The organism is Methylobacillus caricis, from assembly GCF_020532705.1.
Lineage (GTDB): Bacteria > Pseudomonadota > Gammaproteobacteria > Burkholderiales > Methylophilaceae > Methylobacillus > Methylobacillus caricis.
This window is the reverse complement of record NZ_JAJAVD010000001.1, coordinates 1,613,897-1,636,129: the sequence shown is the minus strand read 5'-3', so window position 1 is coordinate 1,636,129 and position 22,233 is coordinate 1,613,897. Positions and strand designations below refer to the sequence as shown.

22 protein-coding genes are annotated in these 22,233 nt (G+C 52.0%); 9 read left to right on the top strand and 13 right to left on the bottom strand.

The annotated features are described in order from the left end of the window. The first annotated feature begins 85 nt into the window (after positions 1–85). On the top strand, positions 86–2,143 hold the full coding sequence (gene metG / locus LG200_RS07680) for a methionine--tRNA ligase (RefSeq protein ID WP_226756982.1): 2,058 nt from the start codon (positions 86–88) through the stop codon (positions 2,141–2,143). A 64-nt stretch (positions 2,144–2,207) separates the two neighbouring features. On the opposite strand, the gene LG200_RS07675 is transcribed toward metG, so the two are convergent. From LG200_RS07675 to aat, 11 genes are all read right to left on the bottom strand, one after another. Then, positions 2,208–2,510, bottom strand: coding sequence for a ComEA family DNA-binding protein (locus tag LG200_RS07675; protein WP_319004542.1), 303 nt, complete (start codon positions 2,508–2,510; stop codon positions 2,208–2,210). A gap of 128 nt (positions 2,511–2,638) precedes the next feature. Continuing rightward, the gene (gene pyrF, locus LG200_RS07670; RefSeq protein WP_226756981.1) at positions 2,639–3,334 is read right to left on the bottom strand and encodes an orotidine-5'-phosphate decarboxylase; all 696 of its coding nucleotides are present in this window, start codon (positions 3,332–3,334) and stop codon (positions 2,639–2,641) included. Then, complete coding sequence (lapB, locus tag LG200_RS07665) at positions 3,331–4,494, bottom strand: lipopolysaccharide assembly protein LapB (RefSeq protein ID WP_226756980.1); 1,164 nt, start codon at positions 4,492–4,494, stop codon at positions 3,331–3,333. The genes pyrF and lapB overlap by 4 nt, the downstream gene beginning before the upstream one ends. Before the next feature lie 65 nt (positions 4,495–4,559). Continuing rightward, positions 4,560–4,817 (bottom strand): LapA family protein, encoded by a 258-nt coding sequence (locus tag LG200_RS07660; protein ID WP_226756979.1) that lies wholly within the window; start codon positions 4,815–4,817, stop codon positions 4,560–4,562. A 115-nt stretch (positions 4,818–4,932) separates the two neighbouring features. Next, positions 4,933–5,217 (bottom strand): integration host factor subunit beta, encoded by a 285-nt coding sequence (locus tag LG200_RS07655; RefSeq protein ID WP_226756978.1) that lies wholly within the window; start codon positions 5,215–5,217, stop codon positions 4,933–4,935. Between the two features lie 11 nt (positions 5,218–5,228). Then, positions 5,229–6,938, bottom strand: coding sequence for a 30S ribosomal protein S1 (rpsA, locus tag LG200_RS07650; RefSeq protein WP_226756977.1), 1,710 nt, complete (start codon positions 6,936–6,938; stop codon positions 5,229–5,231). 88 nt (positions 6,939–7,026) lie between these two features. Further along, a complete protein-coding gene (cmk, locus tag LG200_RS07645) occupies positions 7,027–7,698 on the bottom strand; it encodes a (d)CMP kinase (RefSeq protein ID WP_226756976.1) in 672 nt (223 codons plus the stop codon). A 27-nt stretch (positions 7,699–7,725) separates the two neighbouring features. Continuing rightward, entirely contained in the window at positions 7,726–9,009 is a 1,284-nt protein-coding gene (aroA, locus tag LG200_RS07640; RefSeq protein WP_226756975.1) for a 3-phosphoshikimate 1-carboxyvinyltransferase, read from the bottom strand. Continuing rightward, positions 8,997–9,884 carry a prephenate dehydrogenase gene (locus tag LG200_RS07635; RefSeq protein WP_226756974.1) on the bottom strand — a complete coding sequence of 296 codons (888 nt, stop codon included), beginning with the start codon at positions 9,882–9,884 and terminating at the stop codon, positions 8,997–8,999. Before LG200_RS07635 ends, aroA begins: the two co-directional genes overlap by 13 nt. Positions 9,885–10,085: 201 nt before the next feature. Then, a complete protein-coding gene (locus LG200_RS07630; RefSeq protein ID WP_226756973.1) occupies positions 10,086–10,832 on the bottom strand; it encodes an arginyltransferase in 747 nt (248 codons plus the stop codon). After that, positions 10,829–11,524: a leucyl/phenylalanyl-tRNA--protein transferase gene (aat, locus tag LG200_RS07625; protein WP_226756972.1), complete on the bottom strand. Its 696-nt coding sequence runs from the start codon at positions 11,522–11,524 to the stop codon at positions 10,829–10,831. The genes LG200_RS07630 and aat overlap by 4 nt, the downstream gene beginning before the upstream one ends. 140 nt (positions 11,525–11,664) lie before the next feature. Here aat and LG200_RS07620 point away from each other — a divergent pair, with 140 nt between their 5' ends. The 4 genes from LG200_RS07620 (at position 11,665) to LG200_RS07605 (ending at position 15,190) form a co-directional block, all read left to right on the top strand. Continuing rightward, positions 11,665–12,048: a hypothetical protein gene (locus LG200_RS07620; protein ID WP_226756971.1), complete on the top strand. Its 384-nt coding sequence runs from the start codon at positions 11,665–11,667 to the stop codon at positions 12,046–12,048. 74 nt (positions 12,049–12,122) lie between these two features. Further along, entirely contained in the window at positions 12,123–12,413 is a 291-nt protein-coding gene (locus tag LG200_RS07615; protein WP_226756970.1) for a hypothetical protein, read from the top strand. 3 nt (positions 12,414–12,416) lie between these two features. Continuing rightward, positions 12,417–13,805 carry a TolC family protein gene (locus LG200_RS07610; protein ID WP_226756969.1) on the top strand — a complete coding sequence of 463 codons (1,389 nt, stop codon included), beginning with the start codon at positions 12,417–12,419 and terminating at the stop codon, positions 13,803–13,805. A 2-nt stretch (positions 13,806–13,807) separates the two neighbouring features. Further along, positions 13,808–15,190, top strand: coding sequence for a multicopper oxidase family protein (locus LG200_RS07605; RefSeq protein ID WP_226756968.1), 1,383 nt, complete (start codon positions 13,808–13,810; stop codon positions 15,188–15,190). A 107-nt stretch (positions 15,191–15,297) separates the two neighbouring features. On the opposite strand, the gene LG200_RS07600 is transcribed toward LG200_RS07605, so the two are convergent. Continuing rightward, positions 15,298–15,489: a heavy-metal-associated domain-containing protein gene (locus tag LG200_RS07600; RefSeq protein ID WP_226756967.1), complete on the bottom strand. Its 192-nt coding sequence runs from the start codon at positions 15,487–15,489 to the stop codon at positions 15,298–15,300. A gap of 148 nt (positions 15,490–15,637) precedes the next feature. Here LG200_RS07600 and LG200_RS07595 point away from each other — a divergent pair, with 148 nt between their 5' ends. The 4 genes from LG200_RS07595 to LG200_RS07580 are packed head-to-tail and all read left to right on the top strand — an operon-like array spanning position 15,638 to position 20,848. Beyond that, positions 15,638–17,827 (top strand): heavy metal translocating P-type ATPase, encoded by a 2,190-nt coding sequence (locus LG200_RS07595; protein WP_226756966.1) that lies wholly within the window; start codon positions 15,638–15,640, stop codon positions 17,825–17,827. Further along, positions 17,820–18,029: a hypothetical protein gene (locus LG200_RS07590; RefSeq protein WP_226756965.1), complete on the top strand. Its 210-nt coding sequence runs from the start codon at positions 17,820–17,822 to the stop codon at positions 18,027–18,029. The genes LG200_RS07595 and LG200_RS07590 overlap by 8 nt, the downstream gene beginning before the upstream one ends. Beyond that, entirely contained in the window at positions 18,016–19,677 is a 1,662-nt protein-coding gene (locus LG200_RS07585) for a sensor domain-containing diguanylate cyclase (protein WP_226756964.1), read from the top strand. Before LG200_RS07590 ends, LG200_RS07585 begins: the two co-directional genes overlap by 14 nt. 22 nt (positions 19,678–19,699) lie before the next feature. After that, positions 19,700–20,848, top strand: a complete 1,149-nt coding sequence (locus LG200_RS07580; protein ID WP_226756963.1) for a mechanosensitive ion channel protein MscS — start codon at positions 19,700–19,702, stop codon at positions 20,846–20,848. Between the two features lie 66 nt (positions 20,849–20,914). Here LG200_RS07580 and LG200_RS07575 read toward each other — a convergent pair whose 3' ends face one another. Continuing rightward, on the bottom strand, positions 20,915–22,183 hold the full coding sequence (locus LG200_RS07575) for an OmpP1/FadL family transporter (protein ID WP_226756962.1): 1,269 nt from the start codon (positions 22,181–22,183) through the stop codon (positions 20,915–20,917). Positions 22,184–22,233: the final 50 nt, after the last annotated feature.

Here is a 22,233-nt window from a genome sequence, read left to right as displayed (position 1 = left end):
TCTAGCGCATGCGGATTGCTTATGTGAAACGGCTTCAGTTTGCTAAAATGCAGGATTACATTGTCTGAATGCCTGCGATTCCATTATGTCTGAAAATGCGTCACGTAAAATCCTCGTTACCTCAGCTTTGCCTTATGCCAATGGCAGTATTCACCTGGGGCATATGGTCGAGTATGTGCAGAGTGATATCTGGGTGCGTTTTCAGAAGATGCAGGGCCATACAGTGCACTATGTATGTGCGGACGATACTCATGGCACTCCCATCATGCTGCGCGCCGAGAAAGAGGGCATTACGCCGGAAGAGCTGATTGCCCGTGTACATAACGAACACTATGCAGATTTTTCTGATTTCCTGATCGAGTTTGACAACTATTATTCAACCAACTCGGAGGAAAATCGCGAGTTATCCAGCCGAATTTATCGAGAACTCAGGGCCAATGACAAGATAGCCACCCGTACCATTGAGCAATATTACGACCCGGTCAAGAACATGTTCCTGCCGGACCGTTTCATCAAGGGCGAATGCCCGAAGTGTCATGCCAAGGATCAATATGGCGATTCCTGTGAGGTCTGTGGCACCACCTATAGCCCGACTGAACTGATCAATCCGTATTCAGCAGTATCGGGTGCTACGCCTGTGCGCAAGGAAACCGAGCATTACTTCTTCAAGCTGAGCGAGTGTGAAGAATTTCTCAAGCAATGGACACGCTCAGGTACCTTGCAGGCTGAAGCGGCCAACAAGATGGGTGAGTGGTTTGGTTCTGGCTTGTCCGATTGGGATATTTCGCGTGATGCGCCTTATTTCGGCTTTGAAATTCCTGATGCGCCAGGCAAGTATTTTTATGTCTGGCTGGATGCACCTATCGGTTACATGGCTAGTTTCAAGAACCTGAGCGATAGAATTGGGCTGGATTTTGACGAGTACTGGAAGGCGGATTCCAAGACCGAGCTTTACCATTTCATCGGCAAGGACATTTTGTATTTTCATGCCTTGTTCTGGCCAGCCACGCTGCAGTATTCTGGCTATCGCACGCCGACCAAGGTATTTGCCCATGGTTTCCTGACGGTCAATGGCGAGAAAATGTCCAAGTCGCGAGGAACCTTCATCACGGCGCGTAGCTATCTTGAGCATGTGAAGAACCCGGAATACCTGCGCTATTACTATGCGGCCAAGCTCAATGGCACCATGGAAGATATAGACCTCAGCCTTGAGGACTTTATCGCGCGCGTCAATAGCGACCTGGTTGGCAAGTACATCAATATTGCCAGCCGTACCGCGGGTTTTATCAGCAAGCGTTTCGAAGGCAAGCTTGCCGCGATTGATGACAATGTCGTGATCAACGAGTTGCGAGCTGCTGCTGAGTCCATCCATGCAAGTCTGGAAAGCCGTGATTCTGGCCGCGCCTTGCGTGAGATTATGGCATTGGCAGACAAAGCAAATGGCTATGTGGCTGAACATGCGCCATGGGAATTGGCCAAGCAGGATGGACGTGAGGCTGAGTTGCATCAAGTATGCTCGGCCTCCCTGGAAATGTTCCGCTTGTTGACACTTTATCTCAAGCCGGTGCTGCCGGGCCTTGCCAGTGCAATTGAAGATTTTCTGAATATCAGCCCCCTGGCCTGGGCTGATGTTAATCAAACCTTGCCGCCAGGCCATAGCATCAAGCCTTACCAACATTTAGTGACGCGGATAGACCCCAAGCAGGTAGAAGCAATGATTGAGGCCAACAAGGAATCTTTGAAGCAAGATGCTGGCAATGTCCCTGCTGCAACGCCTGCCGCCGCGGATACTCAAGCCAAAGCAGCAGGAGATGATTACATCTCGATTGATGACTTTACCAAGGTTGACTTGCGTATTGCACGTATTGCCAATGCTGAACATGTAGAGGGCGCTGAAAAGTTGCTCAAGTTGACTTTGGATATTGGCGAAGAAAGGACGCGGCAGGTGTTTGCAGGCATTAAGTCTGCCTATGACCCGGAAACCCTCAAGGGGCGGTTGACCGTCATGGTGGCTAACCTGGCACCGCGCAAGATGAAGTTCGGTTTGTCTGAAGGTATGGTGCTTGCAGCCAGTGATGAGCGCGGTGGGCCGTTCATACTCGGTCCGGATAGCGGTGCCCAGCCTGGTATGCGTGTGAAATAGCCTTGACTTGCTCCGCTTAAATAAAAGCCCCACTGGGGCTTTTATTTTTCAGTCAATTTGTGATTTAGTTTGATTTCTTATCGGATTTGGCAGGTTTCTCGACTTTGGCAGACTTGCCTACGGTGACTTCGCTACGCAGATTGTCTACGCTTTTCTTGCCGAATCCCTTGACATTGTCCAGGTCATCAATTGATTTAAAGCCTCCATGAGCCTTACGGTAGTCAATAATGGCCTGGGCTTTTGCCGGGCCTATTCCCTTCACGGTTTCCAGTTCCGTGACAGAAGCGGAATTCAAATCTACCGCAGCAAAAGCATTGATTGCGAAACTGAATGCTATAACAAAAACCAGGAACAATTTTTTCATCATTTTTTCTCCGAACCTAATGTGTTATGTAAACCTGCATATACCTGCATGAAGCAGGCGATATATCATATGTCGGCTAATTCAAAAAAAGTTCTACGGATAATAATGATTATTAAGCGTGAATAATTCCTTTAATGGCTTAATGATGTGTTGATGGCTTGCAGCGCCTGCAGAGGGTCATGTGCTTTTGTAATCGGGCGGCCAATCACCAGGTAGGTGGAGCCCAGTTTCAGGCCTTGTGCTGGCGTTACTACGCGAGACTGATCATCCAGGCTGGCATCGGCGGGACGGATGCCAGGGGTGACCAAACAGAAATCCTGACCGAGCGCCTGTCTTAATACAGGTGCTTCCTGTGCTGAGCACACCACTCCATCCAGGCCTGCTTGCTTTGTGAGGTTGGCAAGGTTCAGTACATGTTGCTCAATCGGGATGCTGATACCGACTTGCTGTAAATCTTCCTGCTTCATGCTAGTCAGCACAGTGACGGCAATTAGCCGCGGGGAGTGGCCGCTGCGGGCGACGCCTTCGCGGGCGGCCTCCATCATTTTGTTGCCTCCCGAGGCATGGACATTGAGCATCCATATCCCCAGCCTGCTCGCGGCTTCGCATGCCTTGGCAACGGTATTGGGAATGTCATGGAATTTCAGGTCCAGGAATATCCCGAAGCCTTGATCGACCAACTGTCGTACCATTTCAGGTCCTGCCGCAGTAAAGAGTTCCTTGCCTACCTTGAGGCGGCAAAGTGCAGGATCAAGTGTCTTGGCGAGGGCGAGGGCACTAGCAGAATCAGCATAGTCGAGCGCAACAATAATCTTGGGGTCGGTCATACGGCAGCTTCTTTACTCTCAGGAGATAGGGATTCCCAGGCATTGCAGGCCGGGCATTGCCAGTGGAAGTTACGGGCACGGAAGCCGCACTGGTCGCAGTAGTGTGCGCTACGATTGCCTATGGCATAGCGTACAGTCTGCTGCATGAGCAGGGTATCTTGTTGATTGGTATCCTCCAACATGGATTGAGCGCGCAGGAACTGATCCAATGTCTGCAGGCTGGGTTTTCGGCTGAGCTCTTCACGCGCCAGTTTTTCTGCACTGGCAGGACCTTCTTCGGTCAAGGTGGTTTCATATACCAGATTGAGGATAGAGGGCAATTTATAGGACTGTAAATATCCCTTGAGCAAGGCGATGCCTTCTTCCATATTGCCTTGCGCTTTGTAACTGCTGAGCAGCTTGGGGGCAACCAGCCCCAGGTATTCCGGTTGCTGGAACTCAATCCTCTTCCAATAGGAAATGGCAAGCTTATGTGTCCCATTGGCGGCTTCAAGGTCACCCAGCATGATATTGGCACGAACGCAGCGCTTATCCGCTTCTATCGCTGTTTCCAGTGCGTGGCGCGCAGTGTGCGTGTCATGCTCCAATATGGCCTTCATGGCAATCTCACAGTGAAACTGGGCAACTTCCTTACGGAAAGAAATACCGGACAGGCGTTCCAATTCAATCGCGCTTTTGATTGCGTTGTTCCATTCGCGCTCACGTATATAAATCTCCAGCAAGGCGCGGAGCGCTGTCTGTTTGTAGCGGCTGTCATGCAGTGAGGTGAATAGCTCTTCCGCACGATCAAACAGCCCTGCCTTGAGATAATCCTGGGCAAGCTCAGCCATGACAGCCTGTTTTTGCTGGTCTGGAAGCTCCTTGCGCTCGAGCAGGTTGAGGTGCAGGTGGATGGCACGATCCACTTCACCCCGGCGCCGGAACAGGCTGCCGAGGGCAAAGTGTAGCTCCATGGATTCTGCGTTTGCTTGTACCGCTTCGATAAAAGCTTCAATCGCCTTGTCATGCTGATCGCTGATGAGGAAATTCAAGCCCTTGAAATAGGCTGCTGGTAAGGCCGTTGACTCGGTCAGCAGTTGATTGATATCAACCCGGGCCGCAAGCCAGCCTAACGTAAAAAAAAGCGGTAGGGCGAGAAGCCACCAGTATTCAAATTCCATGATATTGTTCCAGGAGCACCCCAAGTTCTATGCTTGAGGATTTAAGTTGGGTAAAGCGGAGTTCGCTAGCTGTTCAGTTTCAGGTTTTTCAGTTCACGTTCCAGCGCCAGCAACTTTCGTTTTTGGCGTATCAGTGATCCCAGGCAGGCAATGATGCCTGCAATAATGCCGGTGAAAAAGGTGATTAACAGCATCAGGGACAGGGGGGCCCGCCAAGAGTAGCCCAGGTAATAAGCCAGTTCAACCGGGGCTGAATTCTTGAAGGCAAATCCCAGCAGCAGGATAAACAGCAATATGCTTAAAATCATGTATAGGGTGCGCATGGTTCAATTTTACCCAAGCAGAAGTAAAAGCGTTAATGAATTGATGTAAAAAAGCAAAAAAACGGCAGCATCTTGATGGATGCTGCCGTTTTTTCTTCAGCGCGAACTTCCGCGCTTATTCACTCAGATCAACACGTTCACGCAACTCCTTACCCGCCTTGAAGTGTGGAACATACTTCTCAGGCACTTGTACCTTGGTACCAGTCTTGGGGTTGCGGCCTAGCCTTGGAGGGCGGTAGTTCAGACTGAAACTACCGAATCCACGGATTTCGATACGCTCACCAGTAGCCAAGTTGTCCGTCATCGAGTCAAGGATAGCCTTGACTGACAGTTCGGCATCCTTGACCACCAGTTGCGGAAAACGCGCAGCCAGATTGGCAATCAACTCTGATTTGGTCATGGCTTAACGCCTTACTCGTTGTTTTTGCCGTCAAGCTTGGCCTTCAGCAACGCACCAAGGTTGGTGGTGCCGGCAGAACCTGCGTCATTGCTGAATTTTTGCAGTGCATCAGCTTCGTCGGCCATATCCTTAGCCTTGATTGACAAGGTGATGGAGCGGTTCTTGCGATCAATATTCGTGATGCGAGCTTCGATTTCTTCACCTTCCTTGAGCACTGTAGAAATATCCTCTACCTTGTCACGCGAAACTTCGGAAGCGCGCAGATAACCTTCAACTTCACCGTCCAGGGTAATGACTGCACCCTTGGCTTCAATAGACTTGACGGTACCTTTGACGATAGCGCCCTTGTCGTTCAAGGAGGTGTAGGCACTGAATGGATCGCTATCCAGTTGCTTAACGCCCAGGGAAATACGCTCTTTCTCAACGTCAATGCTGAGAACAACGGCTTCTAGTTCATCACCCTTCTTGAAGTTACGGATTGCTTCTTCGCCAGTCTGGTTCCAGGAAAGATCGGACAAGTGCACCAGGCCATCGATACCGCCTGGCAAGCCGATAAATACGCCGAAGTCAGTGATGGACTTGATCTGACCGCTAACCTTGTCGCCCTTCTTGTGGGAAGCGGCAAAGTCATCCCATGGGTTGGCCTGGCATTGCTTCATGCCCAAGGACAGGCGGCGACGGTCTTCGTCGATTTCCAGGATCATGACTTCTACTTCGTCGCCCAGTTGAGCGATCTTGGCAGGATGGACGTTCTTGTTGGTCCAATCCATTTCGGAAACGTGTACCAGGCCTTCAATGCCTGGCTCGATTTCAACGAATGCACCGTAGTCGGTCAGGTTGGTTACTTTGCCGAACAAGCGTGTGCCAACAGGGTAGCGACGTGTCAGTGCAACCCATGGATCATCACCCAGTTGCTTGATACCCAGGGAAACGCGGTTCTTTTCTTGATCGAACTTCAGGATCTTGGCTTCAACTTCTTCACCAACAGTCAGCACTTCGGATGGGTGCTTAACACGGCGCCATGCCAGGTCAGTGATGTGCAATAGGCCATCAATGCCGCCCAGGTCAACGAATGCACCGTAATCAGTGATGTTCTTGACGATACCCTTAACCACTGCGCCTTCTTTCAAGGACTCAAGCAGTGCTTCGCGGTCAGCGCCCATGCTTTCTTCCAGCACGGCACGGCGAGAAACCACAACGTTGTTACGCTTGCGATCCAGCTTGATAACCTTGAAGTCCCATTCCTTGTTTTCGAATGGAGTGGTGTCCTTCACGGGGCGCAAGTCAACTAGTGAACCTGGCAAGAATGCACGAATGCTGTTTACCATGACAGTCAAGCCACCCTTGACGCGGCCATTGACCATGCCTTTGATGATGCGGGATTCGTTCATTGCTTCTTCAAGATCCAGCCATGCAGCCAGACGCTTCGCCTTCTCGCGGGAAAGCTTGGTGGAACCATAACCATCTTCCAGGGATTCGATACATACTTTAACGAAGTCGCCTGCGCTTACTTCAAGTTCGCCACGGTCGTTACGGAATTCTGACGCCAGAATCACGCTTTCGGATTTCAGGCCAGCGTTAACAATAACGAAATCATCATCAACTGAAATCACTTCAGCAGTGATGACTTCACCGGAGCGCATTTCCTGGCGAGCCAGGCTTTCCTCGAAAAGAGCTGCAAAGCTTTCCATGGAGGGGGTTGTGGTTGAAAGGTTAGCCATTAAAAAATATCCAGATAATCCCGCCGAGCAGCGGGTCAAATTAAAAAAACCATGAATCGGTGGGATTCACGGCACACTCACTATAAAATTAACTGCTGGTGCTTTGCTCGCTGTAATCAAGCACAGCCTGAACTGCTTGCTCTATACTAAGCATGCTGGTTTCCAGCAATTTGGCATTCTCGCTTTTCTGCAACGGTGCAACAGATCTTTGCTGATCTCGCGTGTCCCGAGTTTGCAAATCCTGCAAGATGTCTGCCAGATTAGCATGTATCCCTTTTTCTTTCAACTGTTTATAGCGTCTTTCCGCACGTACCTCAGCACTTGCCGTGAGATAAATCTTGGTCTGTGCGTCAGGAAAGACAACGGTTGCCATATCACGTCCATCTGCCACCAATCCAGGGGCCTTGCGGAAGCCCTTTTGTAAACCCAGTAGCACTGCACGCAACTGCGGGTGTACTGCCACTTCCGATGCGCCGCGGCTGATTTCTTCAGTGCGCACAGCCTCTGTGATTATCTTTCCATCAAGATATATCTGGTTTTGCTCAAAACGGATATTCAGTTTTTTTGCCATGTTTGCCAGTGCCGCTTCATCCTGCCAGGAAATTCCCTGGTTTTTTGCTGCCAATGCAGCAATGCGGTAGATGGCCCCCGAGTCTAGGTAGTGGTAGCCCAGCTCGCTGGCAACCAATTGGGCGATGGTGCCTTTGCCTGAGGCCGATGGGCCATCAATAGCGATCACTGGAATAGAAGGTTGGGGCATAGGTAAGCAATTCGGTATTTATTTGATCTAATGACTAATGCTTGCAAAGCGTTCAAAGTAGTCAGGAAATGTCTTGGCAACACAATTGGGATCGTTGATAGTGATGGGTACGCCGCCTAGTGCCACCAGCGAAAAACACATGGCCATGCGATGGTCATCATAGGTGTCTATGATGGCATTCGGGATGAGTTTTTCCGGCGGCGTAATGGTCAGGTAATCGCTACCTTCTTCTACGGTTGCCCCGACTTTCCTCAATTCCGTTGCCATCGCGCTTAGGCGGTCAGTTTCCTTGACACGCCAACTTGCAATGTTGCGCAACGTGCTGCTGCCGTCTGCAAACAACGCCAATATTGCCAATGTCATGGCGGCATCGGGGATGTGGTTGCAGTCCAGATCAAGTGCCTTGAGTTTCCTGCTGCTGCTGACCTCTATCCAGTTTGCACCCGTGCTGATGTTGGCACCCATCAATTCCAGTGCCTCAATGAAGCGTATATCACCCTGGATGCTTCTGCTGCCAACACCTTCAACCCTTACCGGGCCGTGACCTATAGCGCCTGCAGCAAGGAAGTAGGAGGCGGAGGAGGCGTCACCTTCCACATGAATATTGCCTGGACTTTGATAGCGGCTATTTGCCGGGATAGTAAATGAGCGCCATTCATCACGTTCAACTATGACGCCGAATTGTGCCATCAGGTTGATAGTGATTTCGATATATGGCTTGGAAATTAGTTCGCCTGTGACTTCTATGGTGATTGCTTCGCCAGCCAGTGGTAATGCCATCAACAGTGCAGTGAGGAATTGGCTTGAAACGTCCCCGCGCACCTTGATTGGCGCAGCAGTATTCAGTGTTGCAGGCTTGATTCTGAGTGGCGGAAAGCCTGGATTGGCCAAGTATTCGATATTGGCGCCGGCTGCATTGAGCGCATCCACTAAATCCCCAATCGGGCGTTCATGCATGCGGGCAATGCCCGAGAGTTCATATTCACCTTGTGATAAGGCAAGTGCCGCGGTCAATGGGCGAAAGGCTGTGCCGGCATTGCCCAGGAAGAGTTCGGCATGCTTCACTGGGAAATGGCCTGCCGTCCCGCGTACATGCCATTGGTGCGGGCCGGTTTGCTCCAGGCCTACTTCCAGGGTTTGCAAAGCCTCCAGCATGCGCTGGGTATCATCGGATGCCAGCAGTTCGTGAATGTCAGTGGTCCCTGTAGCCAGGGCTGCCAGTAGCAGGGTGCGATTGGAAATACTCTTGGAGCCAGGGAGCTTGATGCTTCCCTGGGCTTTGCTGGCAGCTTGGAGGGTTAGTTTTTCCATGACGAAGCCTGTTGAGGGTGCTGCTGTGCCCAATCGGTACGGGCACGGCTGGCACGTTCAAATAATGCAAGCAATTGGTTGCCATCCTGCTTGTGCAAGAGTTCACGCAGCTGCGAGAGGGTTTGCTGGTAGGTATCCAGCTCCTGCAGCAGGGCTTCGCGATTGGCCAAGCTAATATCACGCCACATTTCCGGCGAGCTGCCGGCAATACGGGTGAAATCGCGAAAGCCACTGGCGGCAAGTTCAAAGAACTGCGCTGAGTTTGGCCGGGAGGCAAGGTCATCAACCAGCGCAAATGCCAGCAGGTGCGGAAGGTGGCTTACTGCAGCAAAGATGCCGTCATGTTCGGCAGCACTCATCCGGCGTACGCGTGCGCCGGTAGCCAGCCATAGTTCGCTTACAGCATCGAGCGCCTTGGAATCAGTGGCTTCCAAAGGCGTGAGCACTACATTCTTGTTGACGAACAGGTCAGCATTAGCCGCTGCCGGGCCGCTTTTTTCTGCGCCTGCAATCGGGTGGCCCGGTACAAAACGGGATGCAGCTGCACCCAGCAGGCGTAAGGCATCCGCTGCGACATCGGCTTTGGTACTGCCGACATCGGTTATCACTGTATTGACATCAAGCAGGGGCGCAATTGAGCTGAAGATAGCGGGAGTTTGGGCAACTGGTGTTGCAATGACGACTACATCGGTATCCTGCAATGCGAGAGCCAAGTCTGTCGCCGCCTCGTCAATAATTCCCAAATCGAGGGCTTCCTGCAGGCTGTCGCCATGACGGCCCACGCCTACTACATGCCAGTCGGACTGCGAGCGCCTGAGCGCAAGCGCAAGGGAGCCGCCAATCAGGCCTACGCCGAAAATAAGCAGTTTTTTCAAGTTTTAGTGCTACGGCTGTCGGGTTAAAACCGCGATTGTATCATGCCAGCAAGGCATTTCGGGACGGGCATGGTGTAAGCAAGGACGGCGTTTTAGTGAGGCAACAAACACTAAAACGCCGGTTGCTCTGGAGATGACAAGGAGTAAAAGCTCAGAGTGGGTGCTGATGAATAAAGTTCAATTCACAACGAAACTCAATGATTATTTGCTTGTTGCATCGAGATCAAGATGTATGGGTTGCCATATCCCATCTACCAAACCTTCTTGCGGCAGGAAGTTCTTTTTATAGGCCATTTTGCGGCTTTCCTTGATCCAGTATCCGAGATACAGGTAAGGCAAGTTGAGGGTTTTGCACCATTCCAACAGCCACATCACATTGTAGGTACCATAACTGGCGTGCAGGTCGCTGGCATCATAGAAGGTATACACCGCGGAAACGCCATCCCGGACAATGTCCACGACGCTGACCATTTTGAGTATGCCATTCTCCCGGAATTCGACCATCAGGCTTTCCACATTGCTTTGCACCAGGAAGTTGCGGTATTGCTCGGCAGTTTCCGGATCACCCAAGCCGCCTTCATGGCGTGTGATCTGGTAAGCAGAGTAAAGTGCAAAGTGCTCTTCAGAAAATGTCAGCTCCATCAGCGATGCGGACAGGTTCTGGTGCTGTTTCCAGGCGCGCCGTTGGCTGCGTTTGGCTTTGAACTGGGATACTGGCAACCGGACAGGAATACAGGCATGGCATGTTTCACAGTGCGGGCGGTAGGCAAACTTGCCGCTACGACGGAAACCCAGTTTGATCAAGCCACTGTATGCATGAGCATCTATCAGGTGATGCGGAGTGGCAATCAGTGATTGCGCCGGTTGGTCCTTGAGGTAGCCGCATGCGTATGCAGTAGTCGCATAGAACTGGATTTTCTGCAGATGTTGTTCGCCAGGCAATGTCATGAGGGGTAGTGTACCAATTCATACAGGCGTTGGGAAAATTCTGCCCGGGAAATTTCCCGGGCGCCAAGAGAGGCCAGGTGCGAAGTTTTCATCTGGCAATCTATCATGCCGCAGCCAAATGTCTGCAAATGCCTGACCATATGGACAAATGCCAGCTTGGATGCATCGGTGACATGATGAAACATGGACTCACCATAAAACATGTGACCAATACGTACGCCATAAAGTCCACCTACCAATATGCCGTCCATCCAGGTTTCTGCGCTATGGGCATAGCCTAGCTCATGAAGCTGGATGTATCCATGCATGATCTCTTCAGTAATCCAGGTGCCATCCTGGCCTTCGCGACCAGTGTTTGCGCAGGCCTTGATCACTTGATCGAAGGCAGTATTGAAACGTACTTCGTAATCGGGTTTTCTTAGACGCTTGCCGAGTGATCTTGAAATCTTGAGCTCCTCCGGGAACAAGACCATGCGAGGGTCAGGGCTCCACCAGAGGATGGGGTCACCCTCGCTGAACCAGGGGAATATTCCCAGTTGGTAAGCTTCCAACAGGCGTGCTGACGAAAGGTTGCCACCCACCGCAATCAGGCCATTAGGCTCTTGCAGGGCCTCATTCAGGGCGGGGAATGGTGTGTTGGCATCCAGTACCCGTACCAAACCACCAGGCAAACGGTAATAACGATGACTCATCTGCTAAACAGCGCTTTAATGAAATGTAGGGAATGAGCGGTTTCAGCATGATTCATGACTGAGACACGTGCCTAGCTTATCATTTAGATCACGGTTCTGGGCTGCTTTACCGCCCTGTGGCGGTATGCTTTAATAGGCCCATGCGCTATCTACGCACTTTTGCCTTTTGCTTGCTCTCTATCTTTCTGATCGATACCGTATCGGCCAGTACAGTGCTGCACCTGCCATCCGAGGGTTCAATGCAGCAAGGGCATGCCGTGGAAGTGCAGTCTGCAGGTACGCAAGCAGAGGATGCACATCATGGCCAGCACGCAGTGCAACATGAAAAACAGCATGCAGGCCACGGCAAAAGCAGTTCGGACTGCGGCAGTTGCCATGATTGTCTCTTCTGTTTCAGTGTGCTGCTACCCTTGAACCAGTTGAATACGGCAGCACGACCCTACACTCCTCAGGATGATACAGTCGCGGTCATTTATTTTTCTCCTGCTTTAGCCCTGTTGCAACGACCCCCCATAAGTTCATGATCACAGCGGCATTGCCGCAACTTCAAGTCAGTTCTTGGATATAAGGCTTATTGATCATGCACGGAGTCAGCATCATGTCATCTATTTTATCCGCTATTGTTGCGGCATTAATTCTTGTCGTTTCCCCCGTTATTTACGCAGATACCACACAGCATCACGATCATAGTACGCATGACAGCAATGCCCATGCGCAGCATTTGGACTATCAACCAGTTCTGGACAAGTACCAGGCATTTGAGCAGCCGTCAGATACATCTGCCGGAAAAGACCTGCCTCCTCAGCAGAATCACACAGACCATCACGATATGGCGAATCATGCAGAGCATGGACACAACCATGATATGCATATGCAGCAAGGGAAATAAGCCATGAATGCCAGCAGGGAAATAACAATCCGTGGCGGTGCTGCATTGTTATTGTTGTTATCACTGGGCGGTTGCGCCAGTTTCAGCCGGGATGGTGGGTTTGAGGATGTGAAGCAAGGCGTGGGCAAGCACCTCAAACAGGAGCTGATCAGGGAGAAAAGTGACAGTCCAACAAATGCTATCAGTGTCCGCATGAAGGAGTTGCTGGCGCAGCCATTAAGCATTGATGATGCCGTGCAGCTTGCCTTGTTCAATAACAAGGATTTGCAGGCCAGGTATGCCAGCCTTGGTGTGGCGGAGGCGGACCTGGTACAGGCGGGCCGTTTGCCCAATCCGCGCTTTTCCATGCTCTATGCGCGCAATAATGGCGATTACAAGATAGAGCAGGCATTCACAATGAATGTCTTTGCCCTTGTCACCATGCCTAAAGCCAAGGAAATGGAGCGGCAAAGATTTGAACAAACCAAACAGGCAGTCAGCCTGGGAGTAATCCAGCTGGCACAGTCTGTACGTCGTGCCTGGGTCAATGCGGTCGCTGCCAACCAGGCGGTGGCCTATGCTGCGCAGGTACAGCAATCCGCACAGGCTGCTGCAGAACTGGCGCGCCGAATGTACCAGCGAGGCAACTGGAGCAAGCTGGACCAGGCGCGTGAACAAGGGTTCTATGCGGATGCTGCATTGGAATATGCCAGGGCGCGCGAGCAACAGGTAAGTGCACACGAGCAATTGGCGCGTTTGTTGGGGCTTGCGGATAGATCACTTTTTACATTGCCAGCACACCTCCCCGATTTACCCAGCAGTGAAGCCAGCCTGGCGCAGGTGGAACGAAATACCTTTGATCTGAGGCTGGACTTGCAGGCTCAACGCTTGGAAGTGGAAGCATTGGCAAGGCGTCTGGGCCTGACAAGGACAACGCGCTTTATCAATGTATTGGAGCTGGGGCCTGCACGGGTTCTTGAAGGACGGCGGGGCGATGACTACAAGAATGGCGTGGAAATCGCTTTTGAGCTGCCGCTGTTTGATTCCGGCAATGCCCGGGTGGCGCGTGCTGAGGCGATTTATACGGAAGCCTTGAACCATACTGCGCAGTTGGTAGTTGATGCACAGTCTGAAGTGCGCACGGCTTATAACAGTTATCGGGTGCGTTATGAGATTGCACGGCACTACCGGGATGAGATCGTGCCCTTGCGTCATCGTATCCTGCAAGAAAACCAGCTGCGTTACAACGGCATGCTGGTCAGCGCCTTCGATCTGCTGGCGGATGCCAGGGCGCAAGTAAATAGCGTAAATCAATATATGGCAGCCCTGCGTGATTTCTGGCTGGCGGAGGCCGACCTGGAGTTGGCGACCGTAGGCCCGGTAGCGCAGGCTGTTGGCAAGGGAAAGGAATGAACATGTTGAACAGGCGAGATTTTTTCAAGCTTGGAGGCGCAGCAGTGGCTGCTGCCAGTGTGAGCAAGGTAGCCATGGCTGCTTTGCCCGAGATCGTCAGTGTGCAGCATGCCGACACTCAGCCGCCCTTGGTGCCAGGCAGTGGCCGTTCTTATAATCCAGTGGTGACTCTCAATGGTTGGACATTGCCTTGGCGCATGAAAAACGGTGTGAAGGAATTTCACCTGGTGGCAGAACCGGTAGTGCGCGAGATTGCACCGGGCATGAAAGCGCACCTCTGGGGCTATAACGGTCAGAGTCCCGGCCCCACCATAGAAGTGGTGGAAGGTGATCGTGTACGCGTTTATGTCAGCAACCGCTTGCCGGAATCTACCAGTATTCATTGGCATGGGCAGCGCCTGCCGAACGGCATGGATGGGATCAGTGGTTTGACTCAACCTGCGATTGCACCAGGCAAGACCTTTGTCTATGAGTTCGAGGCCCGGCGGGCCGGCACTTTCATGTACCACCCACATTCGGATGAAATGGTACAGATGGCTATGGGCATGATGGGGTTTTGGGTCACTCACCCCAGGAGTCCTGACCTGATGCGCGTGGACCGTGATTATGTGTTTCTTATCAATGCGTATGATATTGCTCCCGGCAGCTATACCCCCAAGGTCAGTACCATGTTGGAACAAAATCTGTGGACATTCAACAGCCGCGTATTTCCCGGCATTTCTCCCATGGTCGCAGGCAAGGGGGAAAGGGTGCGGATACGGGTGGGAAATCTCAGCATGACCAACCACCCCATACACCTGCACGGACATGAGTTTGTGGTGACCGGTACCGACGGGGGCTGGACACCGCCAGCTTCGCGCTGGCCTGAGGTCACCACGGATATTGCCGTGGGACAAATGCGGGCCATAGAGTTCATCGCTGACGAGCCGGGAGACTGGGCTTTCCATTGCCACAAGAGCCATCACACCATGAATGCCATGGGCCATGAAATACCCACCATGATAGGCGTGGGCCAGCAAGACCTAGTGGAGAAAATCACGGACCTGTTGCCGGGCTATATGCCCATGGGGGAAACCGGCATGGGGGAAATGGGGGCGATGTCCATGGCATTACCTGAAAACACACTGCCCATGATGAGTGGGGGTGGCCAATTTGGACCCATGGATATGGGAGGTATGTTTACCACGGTGAAGGTGCGTGAAGGCCTGAATAAAGGGGATTATCGTGATCCTGGGGATTTCAGGCATCCTGCAGGGACGGTTGCCCATGAAGTTGACAATGCAGGCCTCAGCATTGATCGCGCCCCATCTTCCCATGAAACAGGACAGAGTGCAGGAGGACATGAGCTGCATATAAGGAAGCCCGCCACGCATGATCATCATTGACTAATCAGTGCTTGGCTTGGCTCTTGCTTGGAATAGTCAGCTGGCAAATAACAAGACTGTTAATGCAACGAACCCACTCGTTGAAATCATGTAGTGGTTTATTGCCATTATTCAGGAGTGTAGCCTGCTTCAGTGATGGCTGCCTTGAAGAGCGGTTGGGCCGTGTTGCTTTCTATGCTGACGGTTTTGTCAGCGATATCCACGTTAATCCTGGCATTGCTATCCACTTCAAGCGCAGCCTGGGTAATGGCCTGCACGCAGTGGTTGCAACTGATATCGTTTACTTTGAATACATACATTGTCTGTCTCCATTAGTACCTGAATGATGTAAGTATGGGGTCTTGCACCATGGTAAAGTCAAGTCTTGATATTGCCGTTATTGATATTGGGGATGTGCTTGATTGAAACAAGCCCATCATAATTGATTCATTTCAACAAAGCCCGGATATGCCCGAACAGGATGTACAAAAACTCGACTTTGCCATCAGCGGCATGACCTGCGCAGCTTGTGCTGCCCGGATAGAAAAGGCTTTGCGTAAGCTGCCCGGCGTAAGCCAGGCATCAGTCAATCTGGCAACTGAGCGGGCACACGTGGAAGCTGCTGTTCCGGCAGTGACGGAGTCAGTCACTGCGGCAATTGCCAAGCTGGGTTATGGTGCTCAGCTCATCAGCCCGGAAACACGATTGCCAGGGGTTGATGCCGGACAGGACGGGTGGAAAGTGGTATGCGCGGCTTTGTTGACCATACCGCTGGTATTGCCCATGGTGGGTAGCGTATTCGACTGGCATTGGATGTTGCCCGGTTGGCTGCAGTGCTTGCTGGCGACACCGGTCCAATTCTGGTTGGGTGCGCGTTTTTACCGGTCTGGATGGAAAGCGGCCGTCAATTTTTCCGGCAACATGGATTTGCTGGTGGCAATTGGTACTTCTGCCGCCTACGGATTGTCACTGTACTTATTGTTCCGCCATCCAGATCATTTATATTTTGAAGCATCCAGCGCAGTCATCACGCTGGTACTTCTCGGCAAATGGCTGGAAACCCGCGCGAAACGGCAAACCACGGAAGCAATACGTGCCTTGCAATCATTGCGTCCAGAGAGCGCCAGGGTCAGGCGGGATGGGCAGGAGTTCGATATATCGCTTGCGGATATCAGGGTGGGCGATTTGGTCGTTGTGAGGCCCGGCGAGCGGGTTCCAGTGGATGGCCGCATTCTGGAAGGGGCGAGTCATCTGGATGAGTCTCTGCTGACTGGGGAAAGCAAACCTGTAAAGAAAACGTTGAATGCGCGTGTGACGGGCGGAGCGGTCAACATGGATGGCGTGTTGCTGGTGGAGACATTGGCAATCGGTGCCGAAACCACTTTGGCGCGGATTATCCGCATGGTGGAGGATGCACAGATTGCCAAGCCTGCCATCCAGCGCCTGGTAGACAAGGTCAGTGCGGTATTTGTGCCTGTGGTATTGGTCATTGCGTTGTTAACCCTGCTGGGCTGGGGGCTCCACAATGGGGCCTGGGAGCAGGCCTTGCTCAATGCGGTGGCGGTATTGGTGATTGCATGTCCTTGTGCGCTTGGGTTGGCAACGCCGACCGCGATTATGGCAGGTACCGGCGTGGCGGCACGGTACGGTATCCTGATCAAGGATGCAGATGCCCTGGAGTTGGCACACCATATTGATTATGTCGCTTTCGACAAGACGGGAACTCTTACTGAGGGCAAGCCTGTTGTCACTGATGTGCTGACAGCAGCTATTGATGCAACCACGCTGGTGAGCCTGGCCGCTTCTCTGGAAAGTGGCAGCCAGCATCCTCTTGCACAAGCCGTGCTGGAATATGCCAAACAGCACTCAATTGCCTACTCAATTGCCAATGATGCCCAGGTGCTGCCAGGACGTGGCTTGCAGGCAACAGTCGAAGGGCACACGGTATTTTTTGGCAATTCGCGCTGCATGCATGATATCGGTGTGGCTACTGATATGCTGGAGGTCCAGGCGCAAGTCTTGTTGCAAAATGGACGCACCATTTCTTGGGTGGCAGACAGGATAGAGGGGCAGGGCAGGCTGCTGGGATTGTTGGCTTTTGGTGATGAGGTCAAGCCTCAATCCAAAGCCGCAATTGATCACCTGCATCGCCTTGGAGTGAAGACCCTATTGCTTACCGGAGACAATCCGGTCAGTGCGCAGCGTGTGGCAGACCAGGTCGGCATAGATGAGGTGTATGCCGAGCAGTTGCCGGAAACCAAGGCCAGGGTGATCATGGGACTGCGCCAGCAAGGCTATGTGATCGCGATGGTAGGTGATGGCGTTAATGATGCGCCTGCGTTGGCTTCGGCTGATATTGGTTTTGCCATGTCCAGCGGTACAGATGTTGCCATGCATACTTCCGCCGTGACATTGATGCGCTCTGATCCATTACTGGTGGCAGACACCATTTCGGTTTCCCGGCGTACTTACAACAAAATCAGGCAGAATCTGTTCTGGGCGTTTATCTACAATATGATCGGGATTCCCCTGGCAGTTTTCGGCCAGCTAAATCCAGTAGTGGCGGGCGCTGCGATGGCGCTCAGTTCTGTCAGTGTGGTGGTCAATGCATTATTGCTGCGTCGTTGGCGGCCTGATAGCAAAGAGCAGCATGAGTGATCAAATTTTTCAATTTAATAGATATAAATCAAGTGGCTGCAAGGTAGAATTTGCGCTCATGGAAATCAATCATGCGGTTCCACACCCCGTTATCAATGAACGCCCACACGCGGTACGGCGTTTTTTTGCGCCAAATATCCATGTCATGGCGCGTGACTTGCTGGCTAGCCATCCGTATTGGTGGATCTATGCTTTTCCATAAAAATAAAGACTCCGCCTGGAAAAAAAGTCTGTTTTTCTGGATTTTGCTGACCTGGCTGGGGCTGCAACCTTGCCTGTCCTTGGCAGACTCGTACATGTTGACAGGGCAGTGGTTCGAGGTAACCGATGATACTGCTGACCTCGCTACGCAAGGCCCGAAGGACACCGGACTAATCCCGGTACTGCATCCTGCGAGCAACGGCGGGCATTTTCTGTATAAAGCCGATCTTGTACTTCCAACCAATGCTCATTATGTCATTGATTTTAAAAATTCCAGCGTGATAGGCAGGTTTGTTCACAGGATATATGACCCTGAAGGCAGGGAGCTTTTAGCGTTGCATGGTGGCATCCAGTCCAGGGAGCCCAACCCTTATATTTTGCGTCACGGACGGGATATCATGCTGCCGGCAGGGCATTACCAGGTGGTAAGCGAACTTGAATCACCTTTCTTCCTTGCCCGTCCTCAACCCTATGTAGCATCGCTCAAGGCCTATCAGCAGTCGATCAAGCCTGGCAATGCCATGGTGCTCCTATGTTATGGCGCCATGTCCATCCTCATGATTTATTACGCTGCCTTGGGTTATGTGCGCAAGCAGGTGACAGATTACATGTATGCCCTGTTCATTTTTGGCAACCTGTTTTATAACGGGGCCGCCTTAATGATATTGCCGGACTTGATGGGTATCCACTGGTTTTACCTGATCAGCTTTCCTATCCTGTTTTCCAATATTGCATATGTCTTTTTTGTCATTCATCTGCTGGGCATAAACCAGCAAAAGCACTCCGTGCTCTATCGCGTGGGACGAGGAATACTCTATATCCTGCTGGCTTTTATCCCCGCGGCCGTGTTGTGGCCACATTGGTCGTTGGAGTTTGACCGCTATGGGGTCGGCCTGATCATGATATATGGGCTGATTGCGGGGATTAGGCGGGCGTGGCGTGGCCATCTGATTGCCAAGTATTATCTGGTGGCGGTGTTTGCATTCTTCATCATTGGCTCCTATTCCATTACGAATACAGAAGTGCAGGGTTCCAATACTTTTTACATAGAACATTTCGGCATGCTGGCGGTGACGGTGGAAATGATCTTGCTGGCATTGGTGCTTGCACGCCAGTTTGCGCTTTTGCACCATGAAAAAGAATATGCGCTGACGCTCTCCGAACATCATCTGCAAATTGCACGTACCGATGCACTGACAGGCCTGCCCAATCGTTATGCCCTGGATCAGCGGTTGGATATGTTGCCGCCTGAAGGAGTGCTGGTATTTATTGATATTGATGGCCTGAAGTTCTACAACGATAACTTTGGGCATAAGCGTGGGGATGAGCTGCTTTGCAGTTTTTCCCAAGTGGTGCAGGAGGCCATGGGCGAAATGGGCGTGCTGCACAGAATCGGTGGTGACGAGTTTGCCATTACCAGCCCATCGGGGAATGTCAGCCAGTTGGAAAGCCGCCTGCAGGCTGCGATGAAGATACTGCATGGCCGCGGGTTTGAGTTTTCCGGGATGAGTTACGGTATTGCCCATGCAATGGAAAGCCGGGACGGGAACGTTCTGAAATACCTGGCTGATACACGTATGTATGCCAATAAACGCGAACGCCAGAGAGGCATGCCGCAATTCACGAAGAAAATAACAACACAATCATAATTCTCAACAAGGGGAATACAAGATGAAAAAGTGGTCGCTAGTGTGGCCGGTGCTTTTGTGCCTGGCATTGCCATTAATCGCTGCATGGTTTGCTTATCCGGATACCCATTTCCCACCAGGGTTCGGCGTATTTCCGCCCGACTATAGTGAACCTGTCCCTGGGTTCAACCTGACCATATTCATCGTCATTGCCCTGGTGGAAATCGCCTTCGGCGTATTCCTGCTGTTTCCAACCTGGTTTGGCTTCAAGCCTGTCACCCCCACACCTCAGCCTGCTAAAAAGCCGTTTCCGGTTTGGTTCTGGATTGGATCTGTATTCACATTGTTCTTCTGGTGGTTGATGTGGACCCGCATCACCCCTTTCGGCAACCTCGTCTATTATGCTTTCAGCCCAATGTGGTGGGGTTTCATCCTGGCGCTTGATGGAATGACCTACAGGCGCAACAATGGAGTATCGCTGGTATCCAGCAAGCCGAGGACATTTGCAATCAGTGCATTGGTGTCGGTATTTGGCTGGCTGTTCTTTGAATACTATGATTATTTCGTGCTGGGTAACTGGTATTACCCTAATACCCATATCCCGGGGTTATCCCATGAGTTGATCGTGGTATTGTTCCTGATTGCCTACACTACTGTATGGCCTGCCATCTTTGAGTGGTACACATTGCTCAAGACCTGCCCCAAGCTGGCGACACGTTATAGCCAGGGTCCCAAGTTGGTGTTGCCATCCTGGCTACTTATCTGGAGCGGTTTTGCCCTGATTTTCCTGATGACCTTTCTGCCTTACCCCTTGTTCTGGGTAGTCTGGATTGGACCGTTTGCTGTGGTGGCGGGTGTGCTGATGCGACTCAAGATTTGGAATCCAATCAGCGCCTTGGCTGAGGGCAACTGGACCCCAATGATCCTGGTAGCGCTGGCATCGTTGTTCAATGGCTTCTTCTGGGAGGCCTGGAACTACGGTAGTGCACATCCCTTGCCCGAGCTGCAAACCAATCCCAATTACTGGATTTATGACATCCCCTATGTGAACGTAATCCATATTTTCGCCGAAATGCCGCTAGAGGGCTTCTTCGGGTACCTGCCGTTCGGGGTGCTGGTCTGGGTAGTGTTTATCTGGGCGGGAAATTTGTTCGGTTTCGATACCAGTATAGACCTGGATCAAAAGCAGTAAAGTGATCATCTGGAAGTAAAAAGGCCGGCGGATGCCGGCTTTTTTATGTTGTGAAATCAATTGACGCTATTGCCACTGGCGGCTGAGCATGAAGTGCAGGAATAAAGCCTCATTCCTTAGTTGGGCGTTGCCAAAAGGGAGTTCGGGATTGTTATAGTTGACCTTGACCACGGGCGAGTACTCAAAACCGCTGGTGAACGTCCATTCCGGACTGACTTTATAAGCTGCCCCTGCCGTGTAGTGATGCTCTAGTATGCCGGCAATGAACGGTGTGGTCGTCGCCCGTGGAATCGGGTTCTTGCCGTAGTTGTAGCCCGCATACAGCGTCGTCTTGTCATTGAGCTCATAGGCCAGGCCCATGGCGATCACGACCTGGTTGTGCCAATCCAGGCGATTGTTGGCGACAAGCTCGGGGAAAAACGCGCTGGCACTGTTTGGCTTGCGTGCGGTCAATGTGCTGGTGTTTAGCGCGTCATCCCAGTTGATCCAGTTGAGCTTAAGCGAGAGCAGCCATTGATCATCCGGTTTCCACGCAGCGCCCACGGCAAACTCGCGTGGAGTCGCAAGGCCCTCCAGCTTGGCATCACCATATTCGATGATTTCACTACCTTGATTGAAGCGCAAGGTGCCGCCAGTCATCGGTAACTTGGTCTTCTCAGTATATGCCGCTCCTAGAGTGATGGTGGGCGTGAGCTTGTATTGCATGCCTATCTTGAAATGCGGCCTGACGCCGTCGGCGTCCTCAAATTCAGTGCCGAAGGGGGAGCTGCGATAGAGGGATTGCTTGATGCTGGCATAGGTCAAACCTATGGTGCCGCCTAGAGCCAGCCGCTCCGTGACTTGGCAGCCTATGCCTAAGCTGATCTTGGCGATGCCGAACTTGGCCGCAAAGTCATCTCGGCCTCCGCCATTTTTGTTAAAATTGCGGAACACGCCACCCGCACCACCTTGTACGAAGCTGCCTATTCCTGCGGTACACGGCAGGGCATCCAGCGACTGCACATAGCCACCACCACCTAGCAAGGTGTAGCGGTTAGTCGCATGGTCATCGGTGCCGAACTGGTCTGCATGGGAGAGATTCAATGTACGCAGCAAGCTGCCGAAACCATTGAAAACCTTGCCGTGAATCTGCGCGAGGCCTGCCGGGTTGGTATTGATCGCAGATGAATCGCGGGCAACGGCCACGTCGGCCCCGCCCATGAGCAAGGATTCGGCTCCAAAACCAATCAAATTGAAACCATTGGTGGCATGCGCTGGCAGTGCCAGGCTGAGTAACAAGGTTGCCGCTCCCCGGCCTACTTGTTGCGCCGAGCGGCGCACGGATATGGTTTTCATTCAATAATTACCTGATTTATCAGTTGATTTTAGATTTTTTTGCCGTTTTT

Coding starts and splice junctions, on each gene's coding strand:
- LG200_RS07610 (WP_226756969.1), top strand. CDS start 12,417: ATGAATGCCAGCAGGGAAATAACAATCCGTGGCGGTGCTGCATTGTTA.
- LG200_RS07615 (WP_226756970.1), top strand. CDS start 12,123: ATGTCATCTATTTTATCCGCTATTGTTGCGGCATTAATTCTTGTCGTT.
- aat (WP_226756972.1), bottom strand. CDS start 11,524: ATGAGTCATCGTTATTACCGTTTGCCTGGTGGTTTGGTACGGGTACTG.
- LG200_RS07600 (WP_226756967.1), bottom strand. CDS start 15,489: ATGTATGTATTCAAAGTAAACGATATCAGTTGCAACCACTGCGTGCAG.
- LG200_RS07620 (WP_226756971.1), top strand. CDS start 11,665: ATGCGCTATCTACGCACTTTTGCCTTTTGCTTGCTCTCTATCTTTCTG.
- metG (WP_226756982.1), top strand. CDS start 86: ATGTCTGAAAATGCGTCACGTAAAATCCTCGTTACCTCAGCTTTGCCT.
- LG200_RS07590 (WP_226756965.1), top strand. CDS start 17,820: ATGAGTGATCAAATTTTTCAATTTAATAGATATAAATCAAGTGGCTGC.
- rpsA (WP_226756977.1), bottom strand. CDS start 6,938: ATGGCTAACCTTTCAACCACAACCCCCTCCATGGAAAGCTTTGCAGCT.
- LG200_RS07585 (WP_226756964.1), top strand. CDS start 18,016: ATGCTTTTCCATAAAAATAAAGACTCCGCCTGGAAAAAAAGTCTGTTT.
- LG200_RS07580 (WP_226756963.1), top strand. CDS start 19,700: ATGAAAAAGTGGTCGCTAGTGTGGCCGGTGCTTTTGTGCCTGGCATTG.
- LG200_RS07660 (WP_226756979.1), bottom strand. CDS start 4,817: ATGCGCACCCTATACATGATTTTAAGCATATTGCTGTTTATCCTGCTG.
- LG200_RS07675 (WP_319004542.1), bottom strand. CDS start 2,510: ATGATGAAAAAATTGTTCCTGGTTTTTGTTATAGCATTCAGTTTCGCA.
- cmk (WP_226756976.1), bottom strand. CDS start 7,698: ATGCCCCAACCTTCTATTCCAGTGATCGCTATTGATGGCCCATCGGCC.
- aroA (WP_226756975.1), bottom strand. CDS start 9,009: ATGGAAAAACTAACCCTCCAAGCTGCCAGCAAAGCCCAGGGAAGCATC.
- lapB (WP_226756980.1), bottom strand. CDS start 4,494: ATGGAATTTGAATACTGGTGGCTTCTCGCCCTACCGCTTTTTTTTACG.
- LG200_RS07655 (WP_226756978.1), bottom strand. CDS start 5,217: ATGACCAAATCAGAGTTGATTGCCAATCTGGCTGCGCGTTTTCCGCAA.
- LG200_RS07595 (WP_226756966.1), top strand. CDS start 15,638: ATGCCCGAACAGGATGTACAAAAACTCGACTTTGCCATCAGCGGCATG.
- LG200_RS07575 (WP_226756962.1), bottom strand. CDS start 22,183: ATGAAAACCATATCCGTGCGCCGCTCGGCGCAACAAGTAGGCCGGGGA.
- pyrF (WP_226756981.1), bottom strand. CDS start 3,334: ATGACCGACCCCAAGATTATTGTTGCGCTCGACTATGCTGATTCTGCT.
- LG200_RS07630 (WP_226756973.1), bottom strand. CDS start 10,832: ATGACATTGCCTGGCGAACAACATCTGCAGAAAATCCAGTTCTATGCG.
- LG200_RS07605 (WP_226756968.1), top strand. CDS start 13,808: ATGTTGAACAGGCGAGATTTTTTCAAGCTTGGAGGCGCAGCAGTGGCT.